General features: G+C 71.5%; 11 protein-coding genes. 7 read left to right on the top strand and 4 right to left on the bottom strand.

Features of this window, described 5'->3' with window-relative positions; genetic code table 11:
* Positions 1 to 153: 153 nt before the first annotated feature.
* From ACFZB3_RS38405 to ACFZB3_RS38395, 3 genes are all read left to right on the top strand, one after another.
* Entirely contained in the window at positions 154 to 1353 is a 1200-nt protein-coding gene (locus ACFZB3_RS38405; protein ID WP_391384803.1) for a beta-ketoacyl synthase N-terminal-like domain-containing protein, read from the top strand.
* A gap of 491 nt (positions 1354 to 1844) precedes the next feature.
* Positions 1845 to 2384: a SigE family RNA polymerase sigma factor gene (locus tag ACFZB3_RS38400; RefSeq protein ID WP_391384800.1), complete on the top strand. Its 540-nt coding sequence runs from the start codon at positions 1845 to 1847 to the stop codon at positions 2382 to 2384.
* A 26-nt stretch (positions 2385 to 2410) separates the two neighbouring features.
* Positions 2411 to 3199, top strand: coding sequence for a hypothetical protein (locus ACFZB3_RS38395; RefSeq protein ID WP_391384797.1), 789 nt, complete (start codon positions 2411 to 2413; stop codon positions 3197 to 3199).
* A gap of 13 nt (positions 3200 to 3212) precedes the next feature.
* Here the strand turns inward: ACFZB3_RS38395 and ACFZB3_RS38390 are convergent, their stop codons facing one another.
* Positions 3213 to 3845 carry a response regulator gene (locus ACFZB3_RS38390; protein ID WP_391385541.1) on the bottom strand — a complete coding sequence of 211 codons (633 nt, stop codon included), beginning with the start codon at positions 3843 to 3845 and terminating at the stop codon, positions 3213 to 3215.
* Positions 3846 to 4105: 260 nt separating this feature from the next.
* Between ACFZB3_RS38390 and ACFZB3_RS38385 the strand changes: the two genes are divergently transcribed.
* Positions 4106 to 5677 (top strand): arabinofuranosidase catalytic domain-containing protein, encoded by a 1572-nt coding sequence (locus ACFZB3_RS38385; RefSeq protein WP_391384794.1) that lies wholly within the window; start codon positions 4106 to 4108, stop codon positions 5675 to 5677.
* Here ACFZB3_RS38385 and ACFZB3_RS38380 read toward each other — a convergent pair.
* Positions 5655 to 6926 (bottom strand): histidine kinase, encoded by a 1272-nt coding sequence (locus ACFZB3_RS38380; protein WP_391384791.1) that lies wholly within the window; start codon positions 6924 to 6926, stop codon positions 5655 to 5657. The two genes, ACFZB3_RS38385 and ACFZB3_RS38380, sit on opposite strands and share 23 nt — an antisense overlap.
* Before the next feature lie 351 nt (positions 6927 to 7277).
* On the opposite strand from ACFZB3_RS38380, the gene ACFZB3_RS38375 reads away from it, so the two are divergent.
* The 3 genes from ACFZB3_RS38375 to ACFZB3_RS38365 are packed head-to-tail and all read left to right on the top strand — an operon-like array spanning position 7278 to position 10217.
* Positions 7278 to 8135: a MaoC/PaaZ C-terminal domain-containing protein gene (locus ACFZB3_RS38375; RefSeq protein ID WP_391384788.1), complete on the top strand. Its 858-nt coding sequence runs from the start codon at positions 7278 to 7280 to the stop codon at positions 8133 to 8135.
* A gap of 37 nt (positions 8136 to 8172) precedes the next feature.
* Positions 8173 to 9249 (top strand): alcohol dehydrogenase catalytic domain-containing protein, encoded by a 1077-nt coding sequence (locus tag ACFZB3_RS38370; RefSeq protein WP_391384785.1) that lies wholly within the window; start codon positions 8173 to 8175, stop codon positions 9247 to 9249.
* Positions 9250 to 9260: 11 nt separating this feature from the next.
* On the top strand, positions 9261 to 10217 hold the full coding sequence (locus ACFZB3_RS38365; protein ID WP_391384782.1) for a 3-oxoacyl-ACP reductase: 957 nt from the start codon (positions 9261 to 9263) through the stop codon (positions 10215 to 10217).
* Positions 10218 to 10341: 124 nt separating this feature from the next.
* Here ACFZB3_RS38365 and ACFZB3_RS38360 read toward each other — a convergent pair whose 3' ends face one another.
* Complete coding sequence (locus ACFZB3_RS38360) at positions 10342 to 10494, bottom strand: hypothetical protein (protein ID WP_351709668.1); 153 nt, start codon at positions 10492 to 10494, stop codon at positions 10342 to 10344.
* A 95-nt stretch (positions 10495 to 10589) separates the two neighbouring features.
* Entirely contained in the window at positions 10590 to 11804 is a 1215-nt protein-coding gene (locus tag ACFZB3_RS38355; protein WP_391384777.1) for a hypothetical protein, read from the bottom strand.
* Between the last annotated feature and the right edge of the window lie 22 nt (positions 11805 to 11826).

Below are 11826 nucleotides of genomic sequence, written 5' to 3'. Positions count from 1 at the left end.
GCATGCGTGCGGGATAAGTGCACGGTAAACCTCGTATGCACAGGCAACTATTCCGTTGCTTCGAGCTGCTAACGAATCCTTGACCGTCCCATGGGTTTCTGATCCGCCGTCATGTCTGGTCTGTTTGTGGAACGTGTTCTAGTCTCCCGCGTCATGGCTGCTGTGAAGGCGTATGTCGCCGGGGTCGGGATGACCAAGTTCGAGAAGCCCGAAAGCCGTGACTGGCAGTACTGGGACATGGTCCGGGAGGCCGGCGGCTCCGCGCTCGCCGACGCGGGGATCTCGTACCGCGAGGTGGAACAGGTTCCTGTCGGCTACTGCTTCCAGCCCTCCACCGCCGGTCAGCGCGCCGCCTATGAACTAGGTCTCACCGGCGTCCCCGTCTACAACGTCAACAACAACTGCGCCACCGGCGCGACCGCCCTGATGCTCGCCCGGCAGCTCGTCGAGGGCGGGGCGGCCGACTGCGTCCTGGCCCTCGGCTTCGAGAAGATGAAGAGGGGCGCGCTCGGGAGCGGGGCCGACGGCGGCGACTTCTCGACCTCCCCCGTCGCCCGGCACTACGGCGTCATGGCCGCCCGGCACGGCTTCGAGGCGACCCCGCCCACCGCGCAGATCTTCGGCGACGCGGCCCGCGAGCACATGGAGCGGTACGGCACCACCGAGGCGCAGCTCGCCGCCGTGGCCGCCAAGAACCACCGGCACTCCGCGGACAACCCGTACGCCCAGTTCCAGGACGTGTACGACGTCGCGGACATCCTCGCCGCCCGCACCGTCCACCGCCCGCTCACCAAACTCCAGTGCTCGCCCACCTCCGACGGCGCGGCGGCGGCCGTGGTCGTCTCCGAACGGTTCGCCGAACGGCGCGGGCTCACCGGGCTCGTCGAGATCGCCGCGCAGGCGATGACGACCGACACCGAGGAGTCCTTCGCGTCCGGCTCGTGCATCGACGTCGTCGGACAGCCGATGTCCCGGGCCGCGGCCCGGCAGGTGTACGACCGCGCGGGGCTCGGCATCGAGGACGTCGACGTGGTCGAACTGCACGACTGCTTCTCGGTCAACGAGCTGCTGACCTACGAGGCGCTCGGCATGTGCGCCGTCGGCGAGTCGGGCAAGCTCGTGGAGTCCGGTGCGACCACGTACGGCGGGCGCTGGGTGGTGAACCCCTCCGGCGGGCTCATCTCCAAGGGGCATCCGCTGGGCGCGACCGGGCTCGCGCAGACCGCCGAACTGGTCTGGCAGCTGCGCGGCACGGCCGGCGACCGGCAGGTGCCCGGCGCCCGGGTGGGGCTCGCGCACAACATCGGACTGGGCGGGGCGGCGGTGGTGACGCTGTTCCGGACGGCGGCGTAGGCCGTAGGAGCGGGCCGTACGACCGGGGACCTAGGGCCGGGCGGGCCGAAAAGCCGATACAAGGACCGTAGCCGGGTTGGGAGCATGACACTCATGCTCGAAGCCGCGGACGACCCACGAATATCCCGCCGTACTGTCGGCGATGTTCTGCGTTTGACATCCTCCCCCTCTCAAAAGAGGACGATTCCAACCCAGGTGGGTTGAGGTTCACGGGCGCTCGAACGGCCGATGGCCGCTGTCACCCCTCCGGCACCGGCTGATTGCCGGGGGCGAGGGATCCCGCCCTGTCCTGCCGCGACGGCCTTCCGCACCAGCACCGGGCTACTGCTGGCCGGGGCGGTGCTGATGCTGCTGTGGCTGCCGCGCCGCAGGGCTGTCGCGCGGTAGGCCGGAAGGCCGGAAGGCCGCCGCGAAGCAGGCCGAAGAATTCCGGTACGGCGGGCAACGTTCCGGGCGGCTCGTGGACTCCTTCTTACATCTAGGAGGTGCCCATGGGGGAGCGGAAGGACGCTCGGAACGAGGAGTTCCAGAGCTTCATGATCGGCCGCTGGCCGCGGCTGATGCGTACGGCATTTCTCCTCACGGGGGAGCAGCACGCCGCAGAGGACCTGGTCCAGTCGACGCTCGAACAGGTCTTCGTCGCCTGGCGGAAGGTCGGCTCGGCCGACGACCCGGAGGCGTACGTGCGGCGCGTGATGATCAACGCGCACGCGCGCAGGCACCGAAGGAAACTCAAGGAGTTCCTCGCACCGAAGGACGACTCGGGCCTGGTGCGGGAGGTGCCGGACACGGGGGACCGGATCGCCCAGGCCGACGACCGCAGCGCCCTGCTCAAGGCGCTCGCCCAGCTGCCGCCACGGCAGCGGGAGGCGGTGGTGCTGCGCTACTGGGAGGACCTGACGGAGACCCAGGCGGCACAGGCGATGGGCTGTTCGGCCGGCACGGTCAAGAGCAATGCGGCCAAGGGGATCGCGAAACTCCGTGCCATACCGGGACTGGCCGACATGGTGACGCAGGGAGGGCGCAAGTGATGAGCGGGAACCGGGAGAACCACGGCATGACACAGACGGAGTCGGACATCGCCCTCCTCCTCGCGGACGCCGCGGACGAGGTCGAGATCGGTATAGCCCCCGTCCAGTCGGTGCTGCGCGGCGGGCGCCGGCGCCGGGCCCGTCGGTGGGCGGCGGCCGCGGCGGTGGTGGTGCTGGGCGGATCGGCGGGAGCCACGCTGGCGTTCGCGGGGCTGCCCGGGGAGCACCACCGGGCACAGGTTGCGGCACCACCGGCCTCTGCCGAGGCGCGGCATGTGTACGAGCCGCAGCGGACCGACCTGGCCCGGGGGACCTATCAGGGCAAGGAGTGGAGCGTCGGCGTCCAGGTGTGGGGAGCGCCGCGCAACGAGACCGAGGCGGCCCGGCAGTTCGACCGCATGGCCGAACTGGGACTGAAGCCGGCGGACGCCCGCACGCCCGCCGACCTGATCGGCAAGGTCTCGTACTTCGCGACCCGCGGCTGGGGCGAGGACCGTCCGCAGCAGGTGATGTTCAACACGGTCAAGCAGTTCGAGCAGTACTCGGGCACGGACATGGAGTCCATCGCGACCCGCCTGGGAATCGGCGGCGAGAGCTCCGGACGACTGGTGATCGGCATGGTCGCCAAGACCGCCCGGGAGGTCACCTGCCACTGGAAGGACGGCACGACGACCGTGGCCGTGCCGACCGTCGGGTTCTCCAGCCATGACTCGGGATCGGCGATCCGCGTGGTCGACGGCTTCCGGGGGGCCAACTGGTTCGTGTGCACGGCGCCGGCCGGCACGTCCTACGCGTCGGCGGAGGTGACGAAGTAGGCGAGTGGGGAGGTCACAGCCACCCCTGCTGCCGGGCCTCCCGTACCGCCTCCGCGCGGTTGCGGGTGCCGGTCTTGCCGATCGCGGCGGAGAGGTAGTTGCGGACCGTCGACTCCGACAGATGCAGCTTCGCCGCGATGTCGGCGACGGTCGCGCCGTCCACCGACGCCTTCAGCACGTCGCACTCGCGGGCGGTGAGCGGGTTCGGCCCGGCGCTGAGCGCGGCGGTGGCGAGCGCCGGGTCGACGACGGTCTCCCCGGTGAGCACCCGCCGGATCGCCTGGGCCAGTTCCTCGACCGGCCCGTCCTTGACGAGGAACCCGGCCGCCCCGGCATCCATCGCCCGGCGCAGATAGCCCGGCCGGCCGAAGGTGGTGAGGATCAGCACCCGGCAGTCCGGCGCCTGTTCACGCAGCTCCGCCGCCGCGTCCAGGCCGCTCATGCCCGGCAGTTCGATGTCGAGGAGGGCCACGTCCGGCCGGTGGACCAGCGCGGCGTCCGTGATCGCGTCGCCCGTCCCGACCTGGGCGACCACCTCGATGTCCGGTTCCATCCCGAGCAGTAAGGCGAGAGCCCCGCGCATCATCCCCTGGTCCTCGGCGAGCAGCACCCTGATGGACTTGGCGGGCCGGTGGCTCCGGGGCATCTCGTTCGCAGGCTCGTACACAGCCCAAGCGTAGCCCCGGGCCCCGCCATTAAAGAGTGGTTATTGTTCCGCGCCGCAGGTCTTGACGGCGGTTGACCGTGCTCAAACAATCACCTCTGCAATTCCCCGAATGGCCGGCGAACGGTCGGTATTTCGACAGCTGAATAGGTTCGGTATTTCGGTCGAACGATGTTCGGTATACCGACCGTGAACCCGCACCGCCCTACGAGGAACCGAAGAAGAGGTGCACCGTGTTCTCAGTGTCCCTGCGAGCCCTGCGCTCATGTCCGCCGCGAGCCAGGAGAGCGGTGCTGTCCGTGCTCGCCGCGTTCGCGACCGTCGCCGCGCTCGTCGTCGGGGCCGGCGCCCCCGAGGCGTCCGCCGCGAGTTCGCTGCCCTGTGACGTCTACGCCGCCGCCGGCACCCCGTGCGTCGCCGCGCACAGCATGGTCCGGGCGCTGTACTCGTCGTACAGCGGCTCCCTCTACCGGGTGCAGCGCGCCTCGGACGGCGCCACCGCCGACATCGGCCTGCTGGCCACCGGCGGCTACGCCGACGCGGCCGCGCAGAACTCCTTCTGCGCCGCTACGACCTGCATCGTCACCAGGATCTACGACCAGTCCAGCAAGCACAACGACCTCACGGTCGAGGGCGCCGGCGGGGCCGGCGCGGCCGATGTCGGGGCCCCGGCGGACGCGCTGCCGGTGACCGTCGGCGGGCACCAGGTCTACGGCCTGGAGATCTCGGCCGGCATGGGCTACCGGGACAACTCGACCTCGGGTGTGGCCACCAACGGCGCCGCCGAGGGGATGTACATGGTCACCTCCGGCACCCACGTGAACGGCAGTTGCTGCTTCGACTACGGCAACGCCGAGACCAACAACAAGGACACCGGCAACGGCCACATGGACGCCATCAACTTCGGCACCGAGTGCTGGTTCTCGCCCTGCTACGGTTCCGGCCCGTGGGTCCAGGCGGACCTGGAGAACGGGCTGTTCGAGTCCAACCTCGGCTACAGCACCAACTCGTCCAACACGGGCACCGGCGCGATACCGTTCGTCACCGCGTTGCTGAAGAACAACGGGCAGGATCATTTCGCACTGAAATGGGGAAACGCGCAATCGGGCGGTCTCACCACCACCTATTCCGGCGGTGAGCCGAGCACCAGCAGCGGTTACTCGCCGATGCACCAGGAGGGCGCGATCGTCCTCGGCACCGGCGGCGACAACAGCAACGGCTCCATCGGCTCGTTCTTCGAGGGCGTGATGACCTCCGGCATCCCGACCGACGCCGCCGACGACGCCGTGCAGTCCAACATCGTCTCCGTCGGCTACGGCGGCGCGACCGGCTCCACCGGCACGCTCAACTCCGCCTCGGAGATCTCCCTGCAGGCCACCACGTCCTGCTGCACCACCGACTTCGTCCGCCACCAGAACAATGCCGGCGTGCTGTCGGCCATCACCTCCAGCAGCTCCGCCTTGGACAAGAGCGACGCCACCTGGATCGTCCGCCCCGGCCTCGCGGACAGCTCCTGCGTCTCCTTCGAGTCGCGCAACTATCCCGGCGACTACCTGCGCCACTACAACTTCAAGATCTACCGGCAGCCCATGGACGGCACCACGACATTCAGACAGGACGCCACTTTCTGTCCGACGACCGGCAAGAGCGGCACGGGCACGTCCTTCGCCTCGTACAACTACCCGACGAAATACCTGCGCCACTACAACTACAACCTGTACATAGCGAGCGACGGCGGCTCCAACGCCTGGGACAGCGCCACGTCCTGGACCGCCGACGTCAGCTGGGCCGTCAGCTCGCCCTGGGCGCCGTAGCGGCCACCGGGGCCAGCAGTTCCAGCGCCTCGGTGGGAAGTTCCGCGGTGACCGTGAAGCCGCCGCGCGGCGCCGGGCCGGCCTTCAGGGAGCCGCCCGCCGCCGCGAGGCGCTCGGTCAGCCCCTTCAGGCCGGTGCCGCCGATGCCCTCCCGGCAGGGCTCGGCGGCCACCGTGCCCGGGCCGTCGTCGGTGACCGTCAGCCGGGCCCGCCCGGCGGCGCTGTCGACGGTGATCTCGCAGCGCGCGGCGTCGCTGTGCCGGACCACGTTGGTGACCGCCTCGCGCACCACCCAGCCGAGCAGGGTCTCGGTCTGCGGGGCGAGCGGCGCCCCCGACTGCCGGACCACCGGCTCGACGCCCGCCGCCTTGAGGGCCGAGCGGGCCCGGGCGAGATCGGCGGCCAGGCTGCCCTCCCGGTAGCCGGTCACCGCCTCGCGGATCTCGGTCAGTGCCTGCCGGCCGACCGACTCGATGTCGGAGATCTGCGACAGTGCCGCGTCCAGGTCGCGGGGCGCGACCCGCCGGGCCGCCTCCGACTTCACGACGATCACCGAGAGGGTGTGCCCGAGCAGGTCGTGCAGGTCCCGGGAGAAGCGCAGCCGCTCCTTCTCCACCGCCCGCCGGGCCAGCTCCTCGCGGGCGGCGCGCAGCTCCCGCACGGCCTCGGAGAGGGAGAGGATCGCGGCGGTGATCATCGTCGACAGGAAGGTGCCGTAGGCGACGGTGACGGCGTCGGAGCCGTCCCGGTACCAGGAGACAGCGCCCGCGAAGCAGGCGAGCAGGATCCCGGCGCGGCCCAGCCAGGGCCCGCGGAGCACCGCGCCGGTGGCGAGGCCCAGCAGCGGGAAGAACATCAGCCAGTTGCCGCCGTAGCCGAGGGCCAGGCCGGTGGTGAGCAGGCCCATCAGCAGCAGGGCGACGCGGGTGGAGCGGGCCTCCCGGGCCTCCTTGTGGAAGGAGCGGAAGGTCACGTAGACGTAGAGGGAGTTGAAGGCGAGCAGGCCGATCGCGCCGATCCACGGGTTGGCCGTCCTGCCCTGGAGCAGGTTGGAGAGGGAGCCCAGCCCCAGCAACAACCAGGGGAGCAGGGCGAAGCCGGAGGGCGGCGGCCCCGCGTGGTCGGGCACCTCGCCGTTCTTCCGCGCCGACCTCCGCTGCTCCTTGAAGCGGGCCATCTCCTCCCGCCACTGGGCGCGCGCCGTCCGCCACCCGTCCGCCTGGCACTTCACCTGCTGCCACCACGTCATGCCGCTCTTCCCCCGATCCGCGCAGATCTTCTCTGCTCTGTTCCGGCCTGTTCCGGCCTGTTCTGGTCTGTTCTGGTTCTGTTTCGGTCGGCCGTACTGTCCGGCGTTACGACCCTACGAAAGGCGGCGCCGGTTCGGCAGAGGCGGATGTACGGCCGCGGGCAGGACAAATGTCCTGGTCCGGCACCGCCGCATCTGACACGACGTCAGGAGCCTTCACAAGTGCGGAGCGCTGGGCTATACAAGGTGCGCTGGAATGGAACGCGTTCTAGATCTGCACCCGTGGACGACCTCGGTGCGGCCGACGGTGCGGACGGCCGTGCCGAGGTCTTGAGACACCTCAGGAGCCGTATGCCCATCGACGCCGACAAGGCCCTCGCCGCCGAACCCAGGTCCGGGGAGATCCGCTGGGAGCGCCGGGACGTCCAGCTCTACCACCTCGGCATCGGCGCGGGCCGCCCCGCCACCGACCCCGACGAGCTCCGCTACACCCTGGAGAGCCGGCTGCACGTCCTGCCCAGCTTCGCCACCGTCGCGGGCGCCGGCTCGCCCGGGGTGATCAGCGGACTGGCCATGCCCGGCGTCGACGTCGACCTCGCCAAGGTGCTGCACGGCGGCCAGTCCCTCACCCTGCACCGCCCCATCCCGGCCGCGGGCACCGCCACCGCCACCGGCCGCATCGCCGCCGTATACGACAAGGGCAAGGCGGCCGTCCTGGTGATGCGCACCGACGTCGCGGACGCCGACGGCCCGCTGTGGACCAACGACGCGCAGATCTTCGTACGAGGAGAAGGCGGCTGGGGCGGCGACCGCGGCCCCTCGGCCCGGCTCGACCCGCCCGCGGGCGAGCCCGACCGGACCGTCGAGCGGCCGGTCCGCGAGGACCAGGCCCTGCTCTACCGCCTCTCCGGCGACTACAACCCGCTGCACGCCGACCCCGACTTCGCCAAGCGCGCCGGCTTCGACCGGCCCATCCTGCACGGGCTGTGCACCTACGGCATGACGCTCAAGGCGGTCGTGGACACGCTGCTCGGCGGGGACGTGAGCCGGGTGCGGTCGTACGGGACCCGGTTCGCGGGCGTGGTGTACCCGGGGGAGACGCTGCGCATCCGCATGTGGCGGAGCGACGGACAGGTCCGGGTCGCCGTCAGCGCCGTCGAGCGGGAGGACGCGCCCGTCCTCGCCGACACGATCGTCGAACACTCTTGATCAGTAGAGCAGCTGAGCAGTTGAGGGGAGCCGCACCATGCGCGCAGCCGTACTGCACGAGATCGGCCAGGAGAAGCTGGACGTCCTCGACGACGTCGAGGCGGTGGGATTCGGGCCCGGCAGGGTGCGGATCCGGGTGCGCGCCACGGGGCTGTGCCACTCGGACCTGTCGGCGATGAGCGGGGTGCTGCCGCAGCCGGGACCGTTCGTGCCGGGCCACGAGGGCGCGGGCGAGGTCCTGGAGGTGGGGGAGGGCGTCACCCGGGTCAAGCCCGGCGACCGGGTGGTCGTCTGCTGGCTGCCGGCCTGCGGCGCCTGTCCCGCCTGCCGGCGCGGGCAGACCGAACTCTGTCTCGCCGGGTTCATGAACGCCGGCACCCCCAACTTCCGGCGCCCCGGAGGAGACGTCTTCGGCTTCGCGGGCACCGGCACCTTCACCGAGGAGGTCGTGGTCGACGCCGGGTGCGCGGTGCCGATCCCGGACGACGTGCCCTTCGACATCGCCGCGCTGATCGGCTGCGGGGTCACCACCGGACTCGGCGCGGCCCTCAACACGGCCGACGTGGAGGCCGGTTCGTCGGTCGCCGTGATCGGCTGCGGCGGCGTCGGGATCTCGGCGATCCAGGGGGCGCGGCTCAAGGGCGCGGCCGAGATCGTCGCCGTCGACCCGGTCGAGTCGCGGCGCGAGTCGGCGCTCAGGTTCGGGGCGACGAGGGCGGTCTCGCCCGACGAACTCCCCGGCGCCAAGCAGGAGGTGACCGCCGGCGAGGGTTTCGACTACGTCTTCGAGGTCGTCGGCAAGTCCGCCACCGCCCGGACCGCGTACGAGAACACCCGGCGCGGCGGCACCCTCGTGGTCGTCGGCGCGGGCGCCATGGACGACTTCCTCCAGCTCAACATGTTCGAGCTGTTCTTCGACGAGAAGCGGATCCTGCCGTCCATGTACGGCGGCGGCGACGTGGTCCGCTCCTACGAACGGACGATCGCCCTGTGGCGGGCGGGCCGGATCGACCTGGAGGGCCTGATCACCCACCGCGTGCCGCTGGCCGACATCAACGAGGCCCTGGACCAGATGCGCACGGGCACCGCCCTGCGTACCTGCATAGAGATCTGAGGGGCCGCCGCATGCCGGGGCAAGGGCAGGACAGGCCGCTCGACGGGCTCAGTGCGATCGTCACCGGCGCCGGCCGTGGTCTCGGCCGGGCCGAGGCACTCGAACTGGCCCGGCTGGGCGCGGCCGTCGTCGTCAACGACTTCGGCCAGCCGGGCCGGGACGGGACGGGGGCGGCCTCCGCGGCCCCCGCCGAACAGGTCGCCGAGGAGATCCGCGCGGCAGGCGGCCGGGCCGTCGCCCACACCGGAGACATCGCCGACTTCTCCCAGGCGAGAGACCTTCTCGCACTCGCGACAGCCCATTACGGGAAGCTGGACATCCTCGTCAACAACGCCGGGATCCTGCGGGACCGCATGGTCTTCTCGATGACCGAGGACGAGTGGGACTCGGTGATCAGGGTCCACCTCAAGGGCCACTTCAACACCACCCGCTTCGCCGCCGCGCACTGGCGGGACCGGTCGAAGGCGGCGGGGGGCGCGAAGGTCTACGGCCGGATCGTGAACACCTCCTCCGAGGCCTTCCTCGCCGGCTCCGCGGGCCAGCCCAACTACGCGGCCGCGAAGGGCGGCATCGTCGGCCTGACCACCTCCACCGCGCTCGCCCTCGCCAAGTACGGCGTCACCGCCAACGCGATCTGCCCGCGCGCCCGCACCCGGATGACCGAGGACGTCTTCGCCGGCTTCGAACAGCCCGCCGAGGGCCTCGACCCCCTCGCCCCCGAGCACGTCGCCCCGCTCGTCGGCTACCTGGCCTCCCCGGCCGCCGAACGGATCAACGGCCAGCTGCTCGTCGTGCACGGCGGCATGGTCGCGATCGTCGAACGGCCCCGTGTCCAGGCCAGGTTCGACAGCAAACAGGACACCTTCGACTACGCCGAACTCGACGCCGCGCTCACGCCGCACTATGCGGAGCGGGAGACGGGGGAGACGTTCGCGGCGGCGGAGGTGCTGGGGCTGAAGCGGGGGTGACGTGAGCGGTCGCCCTCGATTCCTCGCTCCTTGCGGCTGAGTCCGGCCACGGCGCGGGGTCCGGCCGGCGGCAGAGAAAAGGGGCCCACCGGTCACCCGGTGGGCCCCTCCCTCCTACCTACCGTCAGGCAGCCGCCTCGACCGGCTCCGGCTTGCGGTGCCGGCCGCTGGGGGCCGTCTCGCTGTCCTGCCCCGAGACATGGCCGCGGTGCTTGCCGTGGCCGTCCGTTTCCTGAAGGTCGGCGGACAGCGGCTGGGACGTGCTGGCGTCGCTCATCGGAAGAATTCACCCCGTCAACATGATCTTTCTACAGCGCGGTGAGTTTATCGGGCACACCACGGGGCGAATCCAGGCGGGCACGCCGACCGCTGCTAGTTCGTTACAAGCCGCGCCAATGGGGCCTGCTGGAGCGGCACCGGCCGGGCCACGACAGGTCCCGGGGGATCCGGTTCCGCAGACTCCCCGGGCGTACCCGACGCCCCGGCAGCCGCGCCGTCATGAACCGGATCCCCCGGGCCCGCGTCCCCCGGCCCCCCGTGTTCCCCCGTCTCCCCCCAGGGCACCGCCACCGCCGCCACACCGCACGGGACCTCCCCCGTGGCGTACGGCAGTCGCAGCACCCCGTCCTGCGTCCACACCCCGGCGCCCGTCAACCACCCCTCGGGCGCCGGGAGATGGCACATCCTGCGCGCTCTGGGCCGCCAGGCCCCCACCCAGCTGCCGAGCGGACCGTCGATCCGCAGCGCCACCCCGCAGCCCTCCGGCACCAGCACCTGTCCCGGCTGGGCGGCGAACGGCGTCACCACGCAGTCCGGGCACTCCGGCACCCGCAGGCTCTCCGGGAAGCGCACCGGCAGCGTGGAGCCGAGGACACCCCAGCCCAACCGTTCCTGCCCGGGGCTGGGCGCGTCCGAGCCGACCAGGATCAGGCCGCTGTCCGGGTCGGCGAGCAGCAGCCGGTCGTCGCTGTCCGCCGCGATCTGCAGCAGCGGCGACACCTCGCCGCCCCGCTCCAGGTCGACCACGACCGCTTTGGTCCGCCCGCCCAGCTCCCGGTCCAGGGCCAGCATCCGCCCGGCCCGGTCCAGCCAGACCCCGCCCGAACACCGCCCCGGCACCACCGCGAGCCGCTCTGGACCGAAGGCCCCGCCCGCCACCAGCCACACCGCGGACGAGCGCGGCCCCACGGCGAGCGCGTACGCGTGCGCACCCCCCGGCGCCGGCGGCAGCAGCCGCAGCGAGGCACCCTCGTCCGGGCACTCCACCGCGCCCAGCGGCAGCTCACCGGTGCCGGGACCGGTCGGATAGAGGAGGGCGAAGTGGTGCCGCCCGTCCACCAGGCGGCGGATGAGCACCCGCCCGTCGCCCAGCGGCTGCACCTCCGTGCCCGGCTCCTCCGGCTGGTTGCCGGGGAGCGGTACGGCGTAGGGCTCGGGGCCGTCCAGCGTCCACCGCTCCGGGAAGCAGGAACCATCCTGCTGGGCCAGCCGGGCCGCGTACGCCCCGTCCACCGTGATGGTGCAGCCCGCCCGCGGCGCGCTGTCGTCCGCGTCCGCTGCCGAGGGTTCGATCGCACAGGCCGTCATCGTTCGGTCACCTCCGGCCACG

The organism is Streptomyces sp. NPDC008092 (assembly GCF_042957285.1).
In the GTDB taxonomy this organism is placed as follows: domain Bacteria; phylum Actinomycetota; class Actinomycetes; order Streptomycetales; family Streptomycetaceae; genus Streptomyces.
This window is presented reverse-complemented; position numbering and strand designations above follow the sequence as displayed.